This is a genomic window from Paenibacillus sp. GYB006 (assembly GCF_036577645.1).
Lineage (GTDB): Bacteria > Bacillota > Bacilli > Paenibacillales > Paenibacillaceae > Paenibacillus.
The window spans coordinates 677051-698164 of sequence record NZ_JARBDA010000002.1 but is presented as its reverse complement, the minus strand read 5'-3'; the positions used below and the strand labels follow the sequence as shown (position 1 = coordinate 698164).

Here is a 21114-nt window from a genome sequence, read left to right as displayed (position 1 = left end):
TTACTTCCTAAGTTTATTAAACAACTCATCCATTCTTCCTGACTCTAATTCCTCAATAACCATATCGAATATATTTCCTGCTCTTTCATCACCTTTTTCCAATATGGCTGCCATTCTAGTAAGGCGAAGTTGATCCCTGTACTCTTGTTCGAGTTGCTTCTTTTTCTCCAAGTAAGGCCTGATGTCTTCTTTGCTTACTTCTTCTGTCTTAAGCTCTGTAAGCTTCCGACCCAGCAATAACTTGTGCAACTCGATTCTAGCAATGGGTGTAAGCGGCTTTACGAAGTACTGATGATCTATAAGTATTGTTTCTTCCACCCCAAAATAATTGCTGAGAAGTCGGACTCTTTCCTGTGGAATTGGTCTTCTTTTTTTGATCCAATCCGAGAACTGCTGTGGTGTAATGTTTAGTTCGCGGCCAATGCCAGAATAGGATTGATCGTTAATCATCACCAGATATTCCAAGACGGTTTTAGTAATTAAATTTTTCAAAGGAGCCTCCTTGACATAAATTATGTCAATAATATATACGATGACGTAATTTATGCAATATTTAGCATTTGAATGAAGTGAATGGTAAATGAAATGTTATAAGAGCCTATGAAAAAAACAGTAGCCGGATACTCGACTACTGTTGCATTATTTATTTATTGAGTTAGCATCACTGGTTAGATTCATATTGGCTCATTCGAGTAAACTTAAATCCCAAGTTAGCTTTATTTCTTATTCTCTTTATCCTAGATTTTAGAAGCTACTAATTATTACGTTCCTGTATAAATGACCTTCCGGGAGATACAGAGGGGAATCAGGCTCATCCTGAAAGGCACCATGTATTTTATTCTCGCCTTCATTAGCTACAACAACAGATATGCTTTCATCTTCTCTATTTTTAATCCAATCTCCCACCTTTAAAATGGACAAATTCGGGTCGGTGATAGCTACATTTATATTCTCCTCTGTCCAAGTTACACCTTGGTCTCTGCTAATCGTACACAGTTCGAAATGCGGCTTGTGTCGATGTTCATTTAGAAAAGAAAATAAAGCTTCCCCAAAGATCCTCCCGACTTCATTGTCGTTCAGTTCGTTAACAAGACTACTATTTCCTACCTTTGCAGCAGCCCTGCGTTTTATTCTCCGTGCTTTTCGTTTATCTACTTTATGTATACTCATTGTTGTCTAAGCTCCTCTGAATAATTGAAATAATCAACACAAATTTTGTTCAATTTGATTCAATCTATGTTCATTGATAACTATGAAATTAATACGCGAAATAATTGTATTAGTTGTGATCTTCAACACCAATTAAAAATGTATTGTTGCTTCAGGCACGATATCACCTGTGTTTTTGACCCTAACTGCAACTTTATCATTATATTTGTCAACATTAAGCCAGCCAATAAAGTCATCTGGACCATAGACATTTACATAATCAGCAAATGATATCTCTCCATCTCTTTCCACAAATTCTGTATATATTCTAAATGGGTGATTTCCTTCGATCGTACTCATCCAGCTTCCAAACTCTTGTTGTAACTCCTCTAAATTAGTACCAACCTCGTCGATTACATTATAGTAAAATGGATCCTCATGTATCATAATTGCAATAATCATAATAGTAATCACCTCAAGTCAGTTTTAGGATTTTCATTCCCTCAATTAATCCGGGAGCTAGGGTTACTCGGTGTAAAAAGAAATCCATTAACTCTTCATGCGTAAGTAGCGCGATATACCTACTATGCTTATTTAGCAGCTCTTCCTCATTCTCTTTAATTTCGATCTCAATAATTTCTACCGTGTTATTATAAAAATGATTTCTTTCCCCTCTTTCATGAATTCCAATGGAAGCTACCGCATAAATAGTTTTCAAATCTTGAAGATCACAGTTCGAAAGAACTTGTTTTAGCATCGATTTTATGTTTGTAATATTTATTTTCAGTTGAAGATTAGAACTTTGTTCTGGTGAAAATAAGACTTCTGATTGTCTGTAAATATCAATGAGCTGATTAACAATTCCAACATTTTTTTGTGCGATCAGATACATTATCTTTGTTCATCTCCTTGTAGAAAGTTTATTCTCGTCTTGTTTCTGATCTTCACTTTGGTAGATTAATATAAATGGTATTCTTATCTGACTGCCACTTGACTTCGGCTCCTAACGTTTCTGAAAGGAAGCGAAGAGGAACCATTGTCACGTAATTCACACTTATTGGTTTCAACTCGCCCGTTAAAGTCTCACCGTTCAGTTTCATTCCTTCAGAAGAAGTATTAATCTCAATCGTAATATCATCTTTTTTCACCACACCTGTGAAGTTACCTTGATTCCATTCAATGGTAGCGCCTAGCGGTTCGAATACTCCTCGTAGCGGTACATAGCTAACATTGTTAATAATGATCGGTGGAATGACTAAACTTAGTGTTTCTCCTTTCATGACCACTTTTATAGGAGCATTAACAGGTTTCGGTTCAGATGGCTCTCCAAGTTCCATGGTCCATTTCATAACTGTCCCGTTTTTTAGAAGCGCATAATGGCCACTAAACTGGCTGCTTGCCAGATCCACTGCATCATTGATTCCCTTAACTTGTAAAGCTTTGTAAGAAGGCCCATCCGAGTAACTGTCCCATGTCCATACTGTACCGTCTTTTTTAATGATGCTAATAAAAGAAGAACTGCTGCCGCCGACAATCTGACGCGCATTTTCTGTCCTCTGGACTTTTACCGGAATCAGCAGTTCCCCCGGAGTAGGAAACTGTTTTGAGTTGTTCCATGTCCATACGGCTCCATCTGTTTGTATAGCAGCTCCTCTCTGTCGAGATGTAGCGATTGCCGTATATTCTTTTGCTCCGCTTATTGCTGTTGGATTTCTTAATTTGTCTGGGTTCGTGTCATATAGCCTCGTCCCCCATACATATACTTTCCCTCGATTATCCAGCATCATCGCTGAACCATTACCAACCGAAATATCCAAACCGGAAGAAAGCTCTTCAACCTTAACGGGTTTATTAGAAGGGGGATTTACTCGATCTGTCATTCCCCATTGCCACACTGTACCGTCTTCTAGTAGCGCCAGGCTCTGATTACTTTCAGCGGCAATCGCCTTCACATTTACTAACTCTTTTATCTGTACAGGTTCTAATACTTTGTCATAAGATGTAATCCCAATACCAAGCTGTCCATCTTCATTTGATCCCGTTGCCCAGACTGTGCCATCCTTTTTCAAGATCAGTGTATGTCTAGACCCGCTTGCAATATCTTTCGCGTTGTCGATCTTCATCTGAACAGGAGACGTAGATGGAACCGTGTATCCGTTTCCGAGCAACCCGCTATTTCGAAAGCCACCCCATGCCCAGACCGTACCATCTTTTTTGATCGCATAAACCGCCCTCTCTCCTCCAGAGATTGCTACGACATCCGATAATATCTTCCCGTTGTTACCTGATAGATCTGAAGCATAGAGGTTCGCTGGCATTAACAAAATAACCACCGCTATCAGTCCGCTCAATACTGCTGTTTTAAAAGTTCCACGTTTCATCATACCCATTCCCCTTCCTGTAGCTTTAAGTTACCTTTTAGCCCATTAATCTAAAAAACTATAACTAACCACCAGATCTTCGGATAACATAACTGCATATATACATGATCTGCAACTTCACTATAAAAGTTAACGACCCAGAATAAGATAATGTTTCAAATAATATACAATCAGTAATAAAAAAGAGCATCCCACTATGATGGGTTACGGATGAGATGAAAACCTCAATCCCCATCTGGAGAATGCCCTAATATGAAGTTTATGTGTTTTATGAATAAAGCTTATGTTCTTTGATTAAAGATTAATTATAAATATATAAAGGGTACAATGACATCTCCCCATAAATTATTTTGAATTCATAGTTGCCTAACTTAGGTCTGTTGCTCTGTAATATATGTTTTGATTGCAGGAGGTTCGTAAGTATGGAATAGTTGAAGAAGTTCACCTATATCCTCCGTAGATATCGCCATTCCTCGGTATTTATCCTGTAGAAAGCCCTCTTTCACCATATGATCAAATAGCGTTAAGAGCGGATCATAATATCGATTTACATTGAGAAAACCAAAGGGTTTTTGATGTAGTCCTAATTGTGCCCACGTGAAAATTTCAAAGAACTCTTCTAAAGTGCCCGGACCCCCTGGTAACATGATAAATCCATCTGCAAGTTCAGCCATTTTCGCTTTTCTCTCATGCATAGATTCTACTACAATGAGTTCTGTTAAACCTTTGTGTGATATCTCTCTTTCTTCTAGAAATCTAGGCATAATACCAGTAACATGACCCCCGTTTTCTAAGACTGCATCCGCTATGGCTCCCATGACCCCAACACTAGCTCCACCATACACAAGGCCAATATTACGTCTCGCTAATTCTTGTCCTAATCTCTTAGCCGCCTCCTTATACTCAACACTTGTTCCATCACTCGATCCACAAAATACAGCTATTTTTCTCATTTAACTCTCCCCCTCATACCATATATTGTATCAAACAACTTGTTCTATGTTAAACTAAATAGAGTAATAGAAAGGATGAATACATATGGATGTAAGAGAATTTCAAAAGTGGGTTCAGCTATACTATGAACAAAGAGGATGGTCTGAGTTAGATATTTTCATTCGAATTGGGTTTTTAGCAGAAGAAACGGGTGAGGTGGCTCGCGCAATAAGAGATTTGGAAATCGGCAGAGATCGTCCCGATGAAATATCCGGTTCCTATCTGGATAAGAAACAAGAGTTAACAGAGGAATTAGGCGATGTTCTAGGCAATCTCACTGTTATAGCAAATAAATACAATATATCTCTTGAAGATATTTTTTTATCTCATAAAAATAAACTTTCTAAGCGATACTCAGAATAGAAGGTATAATAAGTTCGCCCCCTGCTTCTAGAAAGCAAGGGGTCCTTATTTCATTCCATCGCGATATAGATTCTTCCATCTTCATCTTAAGACCTTTCCCGTGATTGGTGATGTTGATTGAGAAGTTGTTTTTGCTGGCGGCGCAAGTTTCGCATCTTGGAGGTATGGTTTAGGACTTTTTACTCCACTTCCATTGAATGTACTTTGTGCATCAGATTTATCGAAGAGAGAATTCCAACAATGATCACGATCAGTGCAATTAAATATAGAGTTCCAATGTTTAATGTCGCATTTACTAGAATGTTGCACATCAATGAACCAAGAAGAACGGCTGTTACGATCGTAGATGGGACTGATTTTTTAATAAATCCGATGGCAACTGCAATAATACCGATACTTGCAGATATAAAAGCCATAATAATTGTTGTTTTAAGAGCGAGAAGCATGAATGCCACAGTAAATGGTTCGTTTACGAGGGGGATAAATCTTTCTGTAACTCCAAATATGGTGAAAATAAGCACATCGCTAATGACTAATGAAAGAATCGTGAATATACTCACAACGCTTAATTTGGAAAGCAATATCTTTTTTCTGCTGACTGGATATGAGAACAGCAATAGAGGGCGTTTTCCGGAATAATCATCGATAATAAACTTGGAGTACATCACAGCAGATAAGACACAAAAAGCAGCCATATTGAGTACTGCGAATAAAGGAATAAGGTTGTTATAACCGATAAACAATTGCATATCCTTATCATCAGGTTCAAGTTGGGGTAAATAAGCAAAAAGATACAGAATTCCTAACATGGATAATGCAATAATGATACTCGGCGTTACATATGTACGGACATGGTTTCTCTCTAATTCCAGCTTAATAAGCTTAAGCATCAACATCTCTCCCCATCATGATCGCCATAAAATAATCCTCAAGACCTTTCGGATATTTTGCTTTTATATCTGACATAGAAACCTCTCGAACTACGGTTCCATCAACAATAACACCGATGGTATCGGCAATATGCTCAATCTCGGTCAGGATATGACTGGAGATGAGTATGGTCATATTCTCGCTCTTCACTAGGTCAAGGAGTAGTTCACGCATTTCTCTAATACCCATCGGATCAAGACCATTAATCGGTTCATCCAAAATCAACAATTGAGGTCTATGAGCGATAGCTCTCGCAATTGCTAATCGTTGACGCATGCCGAGAGAAAACTTGGAAACAGGCTGAGTACCTGTCTTTTTTAGACCAACCATTGATAAGTAAGAACTTATATCTGTCGTATCCGCACCCATATATGCCAGATGGATTTCTAGATTTTTTGTGGCTGATAGATGCTCATAGAAGATAGGGATATCAATCAAGGTACCTATGTTTTGCAGAATTTCATTTCGTTGCTGTACCGTATCTTTCCCTAAAACGAGTGCTTCTCCCATACTAGGTGTTAGGAGACCGGATAGCATTTTAAATACTGTCGTTTTTCCTGCTCCATTGGCCCCTAAGAATCCATAAATTGAGCCTTTTTGTACTGACATGTTGCAGTTCTTAATAATATCGTTACCACCAAATGTTTTCGTTAAATTTTCTACTTTTACAGCCAGAGTATTATTCACGAGTTTCCCCTCCTTCACAACTTTAAAAGGATAGCTCTATACATTGATCAGAACTACCCTTTAGTTGATACCATATTATGCATCCCTTTATATAAGATTAGAATAGTGTAAGAGTTTCTCCCCCAGGAATTTCAACAGGCTGTTCGTCGAGCAGCACCCATACACTCTGAGCAGAAGGGTTAAAGACCAAATGTTGATCTGCTGAAAATCTTAGATTCTTGTATGCCTTTACATAATCAACAATCTCAATATTCGTGGCGTACCAAATATCGTCTTGCCCACCAATATACTCGCAAAACTGTTCTATAACATCCCAATTGTCTTTATCATCAAATTCGTAACTATGACCCCATACATACAGCAGGTTAATATTCTTTCGAGGCAGTGATAGAAACGTTTCTGCATGCTGCATCAGATTCTGATTGTGGTGACAAGTGGCTTTCCACTCCAAAAAGTTTTCTGGAAGCTGGTATCCGCCCGTTGTCTGTACAACCCTTGCATATTCGATTCCGAAAACAGGAAGCATTTCGATGATCTCCTGGCTGTACGAACCATTAGGATAAGACATTCCTCTAACGGGATACCCAAATAGCCGCTCCAGATTCTTTCGATCGTCCATGATTTCATAAAGGACTTGTTCCTTAGGACAGCGGGCAATCGAAGGATGGGTAACAGTATGTACGGATACTTCATGACCTTGGTACACTTCGAGGGACTCTTCTTCACTCAGCCGGGCCCGATACCTTGTATCGCCAAACATCCCCGAGTTGATATGAAAGGTTCCCTTGATTCCATTCTCGTTAAAGATGGATGCCAGTCTCTTATCAGATAGAACACCATCGTCATAACTCATCGTGAGTGCTTTCAGTTTACCTTCCGGATAACAGCTAAGAATCTTTGGCATACAAAATACAGCTCCTTTTCATATAATAATCACCTGCAAAAACATATGATCATATCATCTCTCAGAACCACATTCAAAGCAATCAATGGAATTCACAGATACTTTGTAGCTATTATTTGAACCGTCTATACTAATCATAGATAATGAGTAGATGCCACTCCTAAGAACAAAAGCATCCTCAGCATTTGGAATGATTTCAAGCTGGGAGTCATCAGGAGAGACCCTTCCAGATCTAATTTTACGCCCATCTTTATCGACTAAAGTCCAATCATAAGCTACACCTTCTATATTTTCGAGGTAAAGTCTTAAATCGTACCCTTGCGTATAAGAGAATGAAATCTTATATTCACCACTAGTGAACTTTCCGGTTTGATCTAGTAATAAGGTTTGTTGTTTATCTGTAACATCAGCATCATATAGACTCATATTTTGAGTTTGTTGGAGCTTTTTATCTTCTTCATTTTCAAATTGAATTATAGCTGCTTTAGGTTTGGGTTCATTCTTTATTGTCTCGTTGTTGCATGCAGTACAAAGCAATACAATTATGGAAACTGATAATAAGAAAAGTTTCATTTAATACTGCTCCTCTAATAAGGAAAGTGTGTCTCTCATAAGAGAGGTAATATCTTTGCTATTACACCGATCAAGATAAACACTACACCCGTACTTACACCCATTGCAAAGCTGGGCTGGTTTGTTTTATGTCTACATTCTTATCGCCGCCAGGGACACGCTTTAAGGTTCGCATCAATTTCGAGTCAGGTTTTTTGAAATCATACAACGTAAGGGAAATTACTATGACTCCCAAAATAATCATGATCATCTTAACCATCTCCTTAAGATACACCGAACTCTCCACTTAAAAAAAGATAGGATTCGTTATATGGTGTTCTCTATTTAACACGATGAATATACCATATATTTACATTTAAATCCAAATACAATATCTATTGAATACCGTCCCTATATCGTTCTGCAAAAATCTTTTAAACCGATGACTCTAGAAAATAACGCCTATCAGCATCAAAATAAGCGGTCCAACAAATGAAAATCCAAATATGATCGCCATAATTGCTAATGGTGTCGACAGGCCTTTCCTGCTATTTAGATGATCTAGTTTCTCGTTTATTCTTTTCAGTTCCTCAAGTATTTCCTTATTCACTTCGTCTGACATGATAATCCCCCATAATATAATGATTTCATAGGAATCGGTGTACGGATTCTACATTTGATTTGTATCGATGTGTTCAGCTATGACTAATTTAGCAAACTTCCTTTTTCCTGACTGAATAATATCTCCGTTGTTTATTTTCACCTGATCATAAGGATCCAGAATCTTGATTCCGTTTATTTTAACCGCCCCTTGAACCACACTTCGCTTTGCCTCACTATTTGACGATACAAATCCAAGTTCGATAAGCAGCTTACAGATTGAAATCTTCCCTTGTTCAAGCAGTTCGTTATTCACATGCCGTTCTTCTATATTTTCTGGAATCAAACGCTTCTGAAATACGGTAATAAAGTGTTCCTCTGCTTGTTCTGCTGCCTGCTCGTTATGAAACATTCGAACATAATATTTTGCCAGCTGAATTTTAGCATCCCGTGGGTGTATATCCCCACTATGTAGACCTTGCTTCAGCTTCAATAGTTCATCATTCGAAATGTTGGTACTAAGTTCATAATATTTAATCATCAACTCGTCTGGGATGGACATGGTTTTGCCAAACATTTCATTAGGTGATTCATCAATGCCGATGTAGTTTCCGAGGCTTTTGCTCATTTTCTGGACTCCATCAAGTCCCTCCATGAGTGGCATTAGTACAGCAACTTGACTATCTTTACAACCAAATACCCCCTGCAACGTTCTACCCATTAAAACATTAAATGTCTGATCGGTTCCACCAATCTCAATATCGCTTTCAAGCGCCACCGAATCATATCCTTGCATTAATGGATAAAAAAATTCATGGATGTGAATAGGTTGGCTATTCTTATACCTTTTTGCAAAATCATCACGCTCCAGCATTCTTGCAACCGTAACGTTCGCAGCTAACTGCATTACATCTTGAAAATCCATTTTCTCAAGCCATGTGGAATTAAAATGAAATTTTGTTCGTTTTGGATCCAGTATTTTATAGACTTGCTTTTCGTAGGTAGCTGCGTTTCGTTTTACATCTTCTTCTGACAATTGTTTTCTTGTCTCTGATTTCCCGGTGGGGTCTCCGATTCTTCCTGTAAAATCGCCTATGATGAGCTGAACTTCGTGCCCTAAGTCTTGAAATTGTCTTAACTTGTGCAGAACTACGGTGTGTCCAACATGGATGTCTGGTGATGAAGGATCGAGACCCAGCTTCACCTTAAGAGGTTTTCCAGACAGGACTGATGTTACAATCTTTTGAGTCAGAGCATCCTCTGGTATGATCTCTGCGGCTCCTCGCCGAATGATACTAATTTGCCGTTCAACCTCTCGCTGTTGTTCCTTGGAAAGTGGATGGTTTGTTTCCATGAGTATTCCTCCTTATAATTAAAAAACAAAAAGACAACCTTCTATCCCATAAAGGGACGAGAAGATTGTCTCGCGGTACCACCCTGATTAAAGAAGCATTCCTAACTTCTTTCACTTCATTTGATTAACGGCATGAGGATGCCGGGAAAAGTTACTTTGGATTCGATCATGTTCCCTTTTCCAACTTCGGAAGTGTAATTCGGAAAGATGTCTGCACCGGTTTACACCAACCACCGGCTCTCTGGAGCATTCGTTCATCTTTCTTACCATACATAATCTATTTCAGAGAGGCAACATCATTTTCTACATTCACTTCATTCGTAAGCACCCACATAAAATAAAGTGCCTTCGCCGCCTTTTCTCGAGTAACAGCAGCTTTCGGTTCTAATTCATTTCCGTTCATCATCTTGCCTCTGGCAATTCCTTTTTCCGATCGAATAAGCCCAAGTTCATAAGCATCCTTCACTTTTGAAATCCACTCGGGGTTAATTTCTGAAGTATCTGCAAGTTGCTCCCACGATACTAAAGGATAGTACAGGGCTCCTCTAAGCGTTGGATCTAGATTTGGATCATAATTAGGATCTCCGGGTATTACGCTCGCTCCGTTATAATCCGTCATATATTTCGGCTTCACCGGGAATTTCCTATGATATGCATCACCTAACATGGAGGCCATCATTTCTCGTGACAAATCTCCATCTTTGTATTCTGAAAATTCCTTTTTCTTCATTCCCATCAGTTTGGAAAGGCTTTCGTCAAATTCATCTACTGTTATCGTCGATTCTGGATTAAAGTTACCACGACGGTCTTTACTCATCACACCGAGTTGAATTAATTTTTCAATCTGATTGCGGTAATATGCCCCTTTACCTGTCGTTGTGTCATTCGTTATCTCAGGAAAAATCTTAGTCCAGTCCCCTGATATAGCCGCGCGCCTTACATTGCCTTGCAGATAAGACACAAGGACAGCAGCAGTCGTATCCCCTTCTTGTTCCCTATTCAAAAGCTCTGTAACGATCATTCTTGCATATTGTTTAGACATCGCTTCTTTGAAGTGGGTTCCGTCATTTTTTTTCGATGGATGTCCGTTTGCATAGCTTCCGTCACTCGTTTTACCCGGTGTTTCTCCTGCTTCAATCGACATGAACATCGCTGTTGTCGCTTCTACACCGATCTCGTTATAATAAGCAACACTTGCAGAATTAAGGTCAATCAGTGTTATCCCCTTATCTTCTGCAATTCGTTTCAAAATATCGGGAAATTGCCGAGTCTTGAAGGAGTTTGTGTATACATATCCAGGACTCGCATCCCCTTTAATTCGGGACATTGGTGTTACGAGGACAGGGATCATACCCTGGGCACGAATGGCGGGCAGGTAAACCTCTTCAAGATACGATTGATACATAGCTTCCGTTGATCCTCTGCCATAACGTCTGAACTCATCCGTGCTCTCATCATTATGTCCGAACTGGATAAACACATAGTCTCCCGTATTTCCACTTAGTAAAATATCATTCAAGCGCCCTTCTGTGTACGCATTTTTAAAAGAACGTCCACCCATAGAGTAGTTTATGATATTCACTTTGTTTAAATGAAACATAGAATCAATGACTTGGCCCCATCCGCTCATTGAGGCTTCTTCGAAGGTATAGGACTTAACAGTGGAATCGCCGAGAAGAAATACTGTAGGACGATTTCCAGGTTCACGTTTTTGGGGCGCAATTGGCTCTAACACAATTTCTTCAATTCCTACCGTGGTATTCATTTTATTAGGTTCAATTTCGATATCCAAATAATCTCGTCCGTTAACATATGTGTAAGTCCACTCTTTCCCTTTTGCTTCAGCTATATATTTGATAGGTACCAGCCTCGCAGCATCCCAATAACCACCTTTCAGCAAGCGGCTGGTCTGCATACCTGATACCGATACTGTGGTGTCCGCAGCATCAGAGGTCGTTTTTACATATACACGATATGCACCGGGAGGAGCTTGAATACGAAAAGCCATACCATAATGATTATAATTGTCCTTTTCATACTTCGGTTCAGCATAAAAACTAGGCTCTGTAATGAAGAAACCTGTACCATCCGAGGTAATCTCTTCGGTATGCACTTCCCGTGCTGGCATCGCACTGGTCTGCTCTATAAAGCCATAACCTGCCGATGCGTCATATAGAGGAGCACCATGTTCTTCATCATACACAACGGCCTTGTATCCAGGCATATCTTGATTAGTAAAGTTAAACTTATACTCATTTTCAAGTGATATTGGAGTCTCACCCCCTATTAAACTCGTTACAGGACTTGCGTTCGCTACACTCGAGATCGGAACAAAAAAAGTGGTAAGTAAAATGGTGGACAGTGTCCAAATCTTGAACTTTTTCAATCAATACACTTCCTTCCTGAATTCTCGAACCTTAGCCTTGACTTTGTCTCTCCCTAATTTTTGTAAAGTTCACCACCTTAGAATACTATTTTCGACTTTGATTTAATTCTATATTTTTGAATAATTACCTTTATCAATAATATTTGGATGGCAGTATCAACATGTCTGCTTACTAAGGAATAGAGAACAGTCAACATCCATTTCTATGATTAGTGTCACAATAAAAAAGAGAGCGTAATGATAATTATCATTCGCCCTCTGAAATCTCCAGATCTATATGATCATCATGCCACATCTAATAATCGTACAAAGCTTTTATCACAATAAATAAGAAAAATGATCCAATTCGTATAGATTACGATATCGTTCATTTGCCATCAGTGTTTGATGGCTTCCTCTCATTTTTACGAAACCATCCTCCATAAAAATAATCTCATCCATTTGTTCAAGTCCTGCCAGGTGATGAGTGACCCATACAAGTGAACGATCCTTCAATAAGTCGAGTATGGTAGCAATCAATTTTTTCTCAGTAATCGGATCTAATCCAACGGTAGGTTCATCTAATAACACAATTGGACGATCTTGGAGCAATACACGTGCCAGAGCAATACGCTGCCTTTCTCCACCCGAAAAACGGCTTCCTGCCTCATGCATTGATGTATGAATTCCTTGTGGAAGACCATCAATAAGACGATCAAGCCCTACCATCTTTATTACCTCATGTATTTGCTCATCATCAGCGTCTGGACATGCCAATTGTATATTATTGGCAACAGAAGTATCAAATAGATAAGGAGACTGGTTCAGAAAAGAGAATAATCTATTCTGGTTCGCCCCAGCAGCATCGCCATTTATGAGTACGCTGCCTTCCGACGATAAGATCGAACCTTGGATCAGCTGAAGAAGAGTTGACTTGCCAGAACCGCTTCTTCCTAGAATCGCAACTTTTTTTCCTTGAGGTATTTGTAAGTTTACCTGACGAACCGCCCATTCTTTGGACTCTGGATATCGAAAGCCAACCTCCTGCAATTCAAGCATAACAGACGCGACATTATCAAAGTATTGCACTTCATCTTGATCTGCATCATAATTCATTATCTTAGCTACCATGTTAGCGTCTTGTTCCATCTGCTCGATTCGTTCGATAGACCTGCGATATTCCGGAAGTTCCATGATGGCATTACTCGTACGAAGCAGCGTATCCATTAACGGAAAGGCAACTAAGCCAAACGCAGCAATCCATACAACGTCAAGCTTTCCTGCTTCAGCAAAAGTACCAGCCCATAAAGTCATACAAATGATAACCAGACCAGATAGGCTATAAACAAACCAGTTCAGACGCCAGTCATATCTTCTTAAATATTGATTGATACGCGCAGATGCTTGCTGTGTTTTCTTGAACTTTTCAGTAAATAAGCGGGACTGCCCGCTCATAACCCAGTCAGTCAATCCTAATACGGCATCGGTAAGTTCCTGATAAGAACGGCTGCGCCGATCTTTCCATTCCTGTCTTCGTTTCATTGTACTGAAAAGTGCAATACATGGAATGATAAATGCGAGAAAACCTACAAAACATCCTATCAATAAAGCGAACTTCACATCATACATTCCAAGCGCAACAATGCCAACGCCAAAGATTAAAATGGAAGAACACAAAGGTAGAAGTGCTCTTAAATATAAATTTTGGAGCCGCTCGATATCCTCTGCTAACAGCCCTAACACTCTACCCGTACTAATACTGCGCCGAACCGTCAGCACATGGGGTTCAATTGTTTGATACATTCTTACACGCATTCGCCCAAGCACCTTTAAAATGGTACTATGGCTCAGCAACCGTTCTGCGTACTGGATAACCCCTTTACCAAATCCAAAGGTTCGGACAAGTATAATGGGTACATAGATCATAAGTATATTTTCCGGACGCAGTGCAGCTTTTGATATAAGTGCGCCTGCTGTATACATCATGGCAGCGGCACAGCCTGCGGATAAAAAGGACAGAATAATGATAAGCAAAAACAGCCCTGCGTATTCCTTAACATAGGGAGCAACCCACGATGAATGCTCTTTCCTTTTCTTTTGTTTGATGTTCTGCATTTTATGTGCTCACTACCCCTTCTTCCACTCCAGCGCTCCATTTTTTCTTGGTTACCCAGGCATTAGAAGTTCCGCAATCTGTAAGCTCACCGTTGTTCATAAGCCATACATTTTCCATCTCTTTCATCCAATGAAGACGATGTGTAGCAAGCAGCAGATGTTTGCCTGCAAGCAGTTTTAGTATCGTTTGCTTTAGTTCCCACTCGGTTTCAATATCAAGGTGAGAGGTCGGTTCATCCAAAATAAGAATAGGTCGCTTGCTGAGCAAAGCCCGTCCTAGAGCAATCCGCTGTGCTTGTCCCCCGCTAATACTTCTGCCGCCTTCCCCAATTGGTTCATGAATGCCTGAAGGCAGTGCATCAATAAGTGAACGAAGCCCTACCATATCAATCACTTCCTCCGCTTGCTCGGTAGTAGCATCTGGACAATAAAATCGCAAATTATCCAGCACCGATTGGCTAAAAATATGAGGATGTTGCGGAATAAGAGCGACTTGCTGCTGCCACTGCAACCGTACATCTCCTTCAATCGTGATTCCATTTACCTGAAATGTTCCCTCTGTTGGTTCGATTAATCCTGCCAGTAAGTGCAGCAAAGTCGTTTTTCCAGCACCGCTCATGCCGATCAAGCCTAATTTAGCTGTCTGTGCTGAAAAACTCGCCGAAATTCTATTTAATACAGGATGCTCATTCTCCCCCGTAACGACTACATCTGACAATGAAATCGAAAGTCCGGAGGACAACCGAAATGGATCTGCATCAAACGGCTGAACTCTCTCCCTATGATTAGGTTCAAGCTCTGATTTCTCTTTCATATCTTTTCTATTCGAATCTAGCGTATTTAGCATATTTCTAATAGCTTGCCATGCTTCACGTCCATCAAGCGAAGCATGGTAGTCGGAACCGAGCATTCTCACAGGTAAAAACACCTCAGGAGTCAGCAAAAGAACGGTGAGGGCTGCTGTAAAACCCATAGATCCATCAATGAGTCTGATCCCCAAACTTACTGCAACCATAGCAATAGATAGCATGCTAAAGAAATCAAGAGCAAAAGATGATAAAAAAGCAACTCTCAATGTTTTCATCGTCGCTTTTCGATAATTGTCGCTGACCAAGTGAATCGTCTTCCCATGATCTTTGCTTCGTCCTAAATACTTTAAGGTCTTCAGACCGCGAAGCGCATCAGTATAGTGATGGGACAACATTCGATAAGATGTCCATTGTCGCTCAGCCTGTGTTTTTGCTGCAAGTCCAAGCAGAATGAAAAACGTAACAAGAAGAGGTAAGGTAACCGTTAGAATGCCGCCCGATATAAGATCAAGATTCATGGTCCATCCCCAGAGTACGAGTGTCAAAACCATCATATCTACAAACCTAGGAATTGATAGCTCCAGATAAGTACGAACCTTGTCTACCCCTTCCATGACCAGCGTAATCTTCTCCGCACTGCTGCCAGAAGCAAGCTGTATCTCACGTTGTCCAAATATACCCTCAATCAGCTGCTCCCTCATTCTCTCTGTTGCTTCCTCCGCAAACCGCCCAGATACTTTTCGCTGCATCCAGACGATGGTGTATCTAGCAATGAGACAAACCAAAAAAAGAATGAGTGGCTTATAAGCCGATTCTAGTGGATGTTCTTGAAATAACATGCTGATTCCTTGGGCAAGAAACAGAGCTTGACCTATAATAGCTGCACCAAGGAGCAAAGAAATCAGTCCAAGGACAGTCAGATGAATTTTAATCCCTCGTAAAGTGAACCATGATTTGTCCATTAGTGCTCCGCAAGCTCCTTCTCAGATACTCTTTTACGGAATACATAATAGCTCCAGCACTGATAACCGAGTACGAATGGAAGGAAAATAGCGGCCACTATCGTCATCGATTTCAAAGTATACGGACCAGATACCGCGTTGTAGATGGTAAGATCGAAGGCACTGTCTAAAGAGCTAACCATTACACGTGGAAACAGTCCAATAAACAAAGTAGCAAAAGTGAGTACAACAAGAAGGCTTGTCGCGATAAAGCTTTGTTTCTCTAGTTTTTTTCGTAAAAATAATGCAGCCAGTACAAAAATTACAGCGCCTAGAATAATTGCTGCGATGAGCCAGCCGCCGCGTTTTGTATACAGATCCGTGGAGCTAGAAGCAAGAAGTGCCAACACAGCAAGAAATACTGCTGTGATCGGCAGCGTAATTAATGCATATTTACGTGAACGTTCTCTGAGTTCCCCTTCTGTACGCAGGGAAATGAAGACAAGTCCGTGAAGCAGACATAACATAACCACTGCAAGACCAGCCCATACGGTAAAGAGATTTACCAGATTTCTTCCTTCGATTGCAATATTCATATCACTACCAATGGGTACACCTTGAACAATGCCGGCAAGAATCATACCCATAAGGAATGGTGTTGCTAAGCTTCCGATCATGATACTAATATCCCATATTTTGCGCCAAACCGAACTACTCATCTTATTACGGAATTCAAAAGCCACACCACGTAAAATCAGTCCTAGCAAAATGAAAGTAAATACGAAGTAATAGCCGCTTAGTAAAGTGGAATACCAATGAGGAAATGCTGCAAACATCCCCCCAATCGCTGTAATCAACCAAACTTCGTTCGCATCCCAGAATGGCCCGATGGTACCAACCAGCATTCTTTTTTCGATATCATTTCGAGGCAAAATGCCGAGGGACATGCCCACGCCAAAATCAAATCCTTCGAGAAAGAAAAACCCGACAAAAAGAACAGAAATCAGTAAAAACCATAAATCATTCAGTGACATGACGATCTCTCCCTTGATGTGTATATGGATCCTCTATCGTCGGTATTGCATTGTCATCCTGATAAGGACTCTTACGAGCTTCACGCACGAACAGGAATGCTAAAACACCTAGTAGGATTAGGTACAGACTCGTAAAGGAAATGACAGAGAACAGAACCTGATTACTAGTGACAGAAGTGGATACAGAGTCTTCAATTGTTAACAGACCAAAAACGGTCCAAGGTTGGCGACCAATTTCTGTCATAATCCATCCAGCAGTGTTACCGATAAATGGCAGTGCAATCGACCAAAGCATTAATTTCAGGTACCAAGGACGTGCTTGATCGAGACGTTTGCGCATCGCAAGATAAATACCGTAAAATGAAAGCAGAATCATCGCAGTTCCGCTGGCAACCATAATTCTGAAACTCCAGAATGTTGTTCGAACAGGCGGTATGTAATCACCTGGTCCATAAGTTTCTTCATATTGTGCCTGCAGTTCATTCATTCCTTGAACAGAGCCGGAAAATTTATTGTAAGACAAGAAGCTCAGCATATAAGGAATGTTAAGTTCAAATTTATTTTCTTGATTTTCTGTATCGATCAGAGCGAATACAGTCCAAGGAGCAGGATCATCACTCGTTTCCCAAAGTGCTTCACTTGCTGCCATTTTCATAGGCTGTGTTTCAACAAGATATTGAGCTTGTCCATGACCGAACATCGCTACACACATCGAGGAAATCCCAGCGATGATAACTGCTGTAGTAAATGAAGATTTAAAAAACTCCACGTCTTTTTTGCGAAGAAGTTTCCAAGCACTAATACCTGCAACCAAGAATCCACTAGTTGCAAACGCAGCAAAAATAGTATGAGGGAACTCCCACAATACTTGTCCGTTCGTAATTACTGCCCAGAAATCTGTCATTTGTGCTCTTCCGTCAATTACTTCATATCCAACGGGATGCTGCATGAAAGAATTCGCCGTCAAGATCCAGAATCCAGAGAGCATTGTACCGATGGCTACGAGCCACATACACATCAAATGCAGTTTCTTAGGAAGTTTATTCCATCCAAATACCCAGAGTCCGATAAATGTAGATTCCAGAAAAAAAGCAAGCAAAGCTTCAATCGCAAGCGGTGTACCAAATACATCGCCAACAAATCGTGAAAATTCCGACCAGTTCATTCCAAATTGAAATTCTTGCAAGATACCGGTTACCACTCCGAGTGCGAAGTTGATCAGAAGAAAATGTCCCCAGAATTTAGCCATTTTTTTGTACATTTCTTTTTTTCGCACAACGTACATGGTTTCCATAATGGCTATCATCAAAGATAATCCAATGGATATCGGCACAAATACAAAGTGCAGAATTGTAGTTGTAGCAAACTGAATCCTTGCTAAATCAAGCACATCCATGATGTACTACTCCCTTCTAGTGTAAATAACTACAACATTATACCTAGGAGTGAAGAATCACACATGGCTCGATAGGGGGATAAGAATTGACAAATAGCTGACAATGAAATGACAACTTTGTGAAATAAATTACTTACTTTGACAGGTAGTGACCTTCATCATATCTTTTTATAAAACATGACCAAATTAACATGCCGCTTTACTAAAATAAATCAAAAATCATAGCAGTGCCTTAGATAAGTCCTTGCTCCACAGCATACCGGGTCAGTTGGACTCTGTTTTGAACTTGAAGCTTTTGCAGTATATTCTTAAGATGATTTTTTACCGTATATTCCGAAATTTCATATCTTAAAGCAATCTCTTTATTCGTCAAACCTCTAGCCACTTCATATAAAATATCCCGCTCTCTTGAGGTAAGGTGAGTTATCGTTTCCTTTCTTTCTGTAATATGCACTTCTTTCAAAATTTCGTATGCTAGTTCTCTACTTAGAGGTGCTGCTTCATTCATTACGCAGTCTAAATATTCGAGCGAAGTGGATTGATTGAGGTTCTTAAGCAGATAACCTTGAGCCCCGTATTTAAGTGCTTCAAGCAGATTCAACATATCAACAGATACCGTAACCAAAACGATCTTAATAAAGGGATAACGCGCTTTAATATGTCTTGTGGCTTCAAACCCATTCAGTTCGGGCATTTCAATATCCATAAGAATAAGATCTGGAAGCTTTCGTTCCACAAATTCGATAGCTTGTAAACCGCTGGTGGCTACACCAATGACTTCAAATCTCTCCACTGATCCTAACATCTCACATATTGCGTTCCTTGCCTGTGCGTGGTCATCAACCACCAGAACTTGGATTTTCGTGGTGTCCATTTAGGTCCCTCTTTTTCTCTCTTTGTTATTAACATCTAGGTGCTTCATCAATCTCGCTTAAAAGGCTGCCGTTATACCGGCAGCCTTTTATCATTGTGCTAAGTATGAACCTATTCGTCAAGAAGAAAAAGCCGCCAACAGCGACTTTTCAGCATACTATTTCTTAGGCTCACGACTGAAATCAAACATAACATTGACGATGGTTGATAAAACTTTCTCCAGGTCCTCAGGAGACAAACATCCCATCTTTTCCTTTAGATTAGATATGGGTATCGTATTCATTGTATTTAACATAACGACAGCACGTTCCGCTCCTATTGCCTGACCATCCACTTCTACTTCGAGAATATGATTAGATTTTCCACGCAAAAATTGAACTGTTACGATCTCCGGTCCTTCCTCATCTTCCGTTTCCTCACGTGTCACAATTAACTGAGTTACTACGTAATCACGTGTGTGCGAAAGTCCTGACCAAATTTCTCCCCGTTTAATCTTTGACATATTGATCCCTCTCTATGATGACTTTTACTTACTCATTAATTTACGTAGGAGGGAAGCATTTGTACAGTAAATTAATACCGACATTTCAATACTCTTTTCATTTTCGAGATATAAATATTGTTTGATTTCTGTTAAAAGAAGTTATTAATTTCCCCCTCCTAAATATTCCAAGTTGTTTGCAACTGATTCGGGCTATGCATAACCGCATAATTACTCGCCCCGAACAACACGAAAACCCTGATCCGCTCCAAATCCATTCGGATCGAATTTCCCTTGGAAAGATATCTCATTACTGCTAATATCCCCGATCCACCCGCCGCCTTTTACGATACGAAAAGAATCTTTGTTACTCTCATCTGCGTACCAATCCCAACACCATTCTCTTACATTACCTGACATATCATAAATTCCTAGTTCGTTAGGTTCCTTAAGCCCTACGCTTTTCGCCTTTGTCCCGTTATTTTCGATCGCAGGCCAGTTCCAATCACCAGATAAGTATTTTTCTCCTGCGTTTCTCCAGTACCATGCTACTTCATCTGCTTGATCACTGCCGCTATATGTGTAGCCCTTGCTCATTTGTCCTCCGCCTGCGGCGTATTCCCACTCTGCTTCTGTCGGCAGTCTGTAACCGTTAGCTCCCTCATTCATCGTAACAACCCATTTTATGGGATCATTCTCATTCTTATTGTTCGGATCTTTTTGGCTCTTATCTATATTATAAAATGGTTTCAAACCCTCTTTTTCACTTCTTGCGTTACAATACTCTATCGCGTCATACCAGCTAACCATTTCTACTGGTAATTGTTCCCCTCTAAAATTAGAAGGATTGCTTTCCATTACTTCCACCCACTCTTTTTGAGTCACTTCATATTTACTCATATAGAAGTTTGGAATGGTTACTTCCTCGCCATAATAATTGGAGTTTTTATTAATAAACGACCCGCCTTCCACGAGTACAAAGTTATCATTGTTTACTGGCTTTTGTTGCGAACAAGCACTAATCAGAACTAATAATAATGATAAAAAGAAAATGGATCGCTTTTTCATTCACTTATCTCCTTTTTACGTATAGAAAAAAGTTATAGGCCGCTGGGGGCCTATAACTTGCCTCCGGCAAAGCCGAAAGACTTCTTTTTTTGAAAAGTGATCTGTAATGTTATTCTTCC

The 21114-nt window shown here is 40.0% G+C and carries 22 protein-coding genes and 1 other annotated feature; of the genes, 1 reads left to right on the top strand and 21 read right to left on the bottom strand.

Annotation, left to right across the window (positions count from 1 at the left end):
• From PV403_RS08555 to PV403_RS08530, 6 genes are all read right to left on the bottom strand, one after another.
• A complete protein-coding gene (locus PV403_RS08555; protein WP_332084217.1) occupies positions 1-492 on the bottom strand; it encodes an XRE family transcriptional regulator in 492 nt (163 codons plus the stop codon).
• Positions 493-744: 252 nt separating this feature from the next.
• On the bottom strand, positions 745-1170 hold the full coding sequence (locus PV403_RS08550) for a hypothetical protein (RefSeq protein ID WP_332084216.1): 426 nt from the start codon (positions 1168-1170) through the stop codon (positions 745-747).
• Between the two features lie 132 nt (positions 1171-1302).
• Entirely contained in the window at positions 1303-1611 is a 309-nt protein-coding gene (locus tag PV403_RS08545; protein ID WP_332084215.1) for a hypothetical protein, read from the bottom strand.
• 13 nt (positions 1612-1624) lie between these two features.
• Positions 1625-2041, bottom strand: coding sequence for a hypothetical protein (locus PV403_RS08540; RefSeq protein WP_332084214.1), 417 nt, complete (start codon positions 2039-2041; stop codon positions 1625-1627).
• A 52-nt stretch (positions 2042-2093) separates the two neighbouring features.
• Positions 2094-3533, bottom strand: coding sequence for a stalk domain-containing protein (locus PV403_RS08535; RefSeq protein ID WP_332084213.1), 1440 nt, complete (start codon positions 3531-3533; stop codon positions 2094-2096).
• Between the two features lie 368 nt (positions 3534-3901).
• Entirely contained in the window at positions 3902-4483 is a 582-nt protein-coding gene (locus tag PV403_RS08530; protein WP_332084212.1) for a TIGR00730 family Rossman fold protein, read from the bottom strand.
• Between the two features lie 85 nt (positions 4484-4568).
• On the opposite strand from PV403_RS08530, the gene PV403_RS08525 reads away from it, so the two are divergent.
• Positions 4569-4886, top strand: coding sequence for a MazG-like family protein (locus PV403_RS08525; RefSeq protein ID WP_332084211.1), 318 nt, complete (start codon positions 4569-4571; stop codon positions 4884-4886).
• 179 nt (positions 4887-5065) lie between these two features.
• Here the strand turns inward: PV403_RS08525 and PV403_RS08520 are convergent, their stop codons facing one another.
• From PV403_RS08520 to PV403_RS08450, 15 genes are all read right to left on the bottom strand, one after another.
• Entirely contained in the window at positions 5066-5776 is a 711-nt protein-coding gene (locus PV403_RS08520) for an ABC transporter permease (protein WP_332084210.1), read from the bottom strand.
• On the bottom strand, positions 5769-6503 hold the full coding sequence (locus PV403_RS08515) for an ABC transporter ATP-binding protein (protein ID WP_332084209.1): 735 nt from the start codon (positions 6501-6503) through the stop codon (positions 5769-5771). The genes PV403_RS08520 and PV403_RS08515 overlap by 8 nt, the downstream gene beginning before the upstream one ends.
• 97 nt (positions 6504-6600) lie before the next feature.
• The gene (locus PV403_RS08510) at positions 6601-7407 is read right to left on the bottom strand and encodes a polysaccharide deacetylase family protein (protein WP_332084208.1); all 807 of its coding nucleotides are present in this window, start codon (positions 7405-7407) and stop codon (positions 6601-6603) included.
• A 54-nt stretch (positions 7408-7461) separates the two neighbouring features.
• Positions 7462-7980 (bottom strand): hypothetical protein, encoded by a 519-nt coding sequence (locus PV403_RS08505; RefSeq protein WP_332084207.1) that lies wholly within the window; start codon positions 7978-7980, stop codon positions 7462-7464.
• 94 nt (positions 7981-8074) lie between these two features.
• Positions 8075-8230, bottom strand: coding sequence for a hypothetical protein (locus PV403_RS08500; protein ID WP_332084206.1), 156 nt, complete (start codon positions 8228-8230; stop codon positions 8075-8077).
• A gap of 177 nt (positions 8231-8407) precedes the next feature.
• A complete protein-coding gene (locus tag PV403_RS08495; protein WP_332084205.1) occupies positions 8408-8581 on the bottom strand; it encodes a hypothetical protein in 174 nt (57 codons plus the stop codon).
• Positions 8582-8629: 48 nt separating this feature from the next.
• A complete protein-coding gene (gene tyrS / locus PV403_RS08490) occupies positions 8630-9913 on the bottom strand; it encodes a tyrosine--tRNA ligase (RefSeq protein ID WP_332084204.1) in 1284 nt (427 codons plus the stop codon).
• Positions 9914-9962: 49 nt separating this feature from the next.
• Positions 9963-10196: a binding site (T-box leader), on the bottom strand.
• Positions 10191-12299, bottom strand: coding sequence for a GDSL-type esterase/lipase family protein (locus PV403_RS08485; protein WP_332084203.1), 2109 nt, complete (start codon positions 12297-12299; stop codon positions 10191-10193). (Overlaps the previous feature by 6 nt.)
• Before the next feature lie 318 nt (positions 12300-12617).
• Complete coding sequence (gene cydC, locus PV403_RS08480) at positions 12618-14393, bottom strand: thiol reductant ABC exporter subunit CydC (protein WP_332084202.1); 1776 nt, start codon at positions 14391-14393, stop codon at positions 12618-12620.
• Between the two features lies 1 nt (position 14394).
• A complete protein-coding gene (gene cydD / locus PV403_RS08475; RefSeq protein WP_332084201.1) occupies positions 14395-16164 on the bottom strand; it encodes a thiol reductant ABC exporter subunit CydD in 1770 nt (589 codons plus the stop codon).
• Positions 16164-17177, bottom strand: coding sequence for a cytochrome d ubiquinol oxidase subunit II (gene cydB / locus PV403_RS08470; RefSeq protein WP_332084200.1), 1014 nt, complete (start codon positions 17175-17177; stop codon positions 16164-16166). The genes cydD and cydB overlap by 1 nt, the downstream gene beginning before the upstream one ends.
• A complete protein-coding gene (locus PV403_RS08465; RefSeq protein WP_213532359.1) occupies positions 17164-18573 on the bottom strand; it encodes a cytochrome ubiquinol oxidase subunit I in 1410 nt (469 codons plus the stop codon). The genes cydB and PV403_RS08465 overlap by 14 nt, the downstream gene beginning before the upstream one ends.
• 232 nt (positions 18574-18805) lie before the next feature.
• Positions 18806-19447, bottom strand: coding sequence for a response regulator transcription factor (locus PV403_RS08460; RefSeq protein ID WP_332084199.1), 642 nt, complete (start codon positions 19445-19447; stop codon positions 18806-18808).
• Between the two features lie 156 nt (positions 19448-19603).
• On the bottom strand, positions 19604-19948 hold the full coding sequence (locus PV403_RS08455) for a type II toxin-antitoxin system PemK/MazF family toxin (RefSeq protein WP_332084197.1): 345 nt from the start codon (positions 19946-19948) through the stop codon (positions 19604-19606).
• Positions 19949-20158: 210 nt separating this feature from the next.
• Complete coding sequence (locus PV403_RS08450) at positions 20159-20995, bottom strand: formylglycine-generating enzyme family protein (RefSeq protein WP_332084196.1); 837 nt, start codon at positions 20993-20995, stop codon at positions 20159-20161.
• Between the last annotated feature and the right edge of the window lie 119 nt (positions 20996-21114).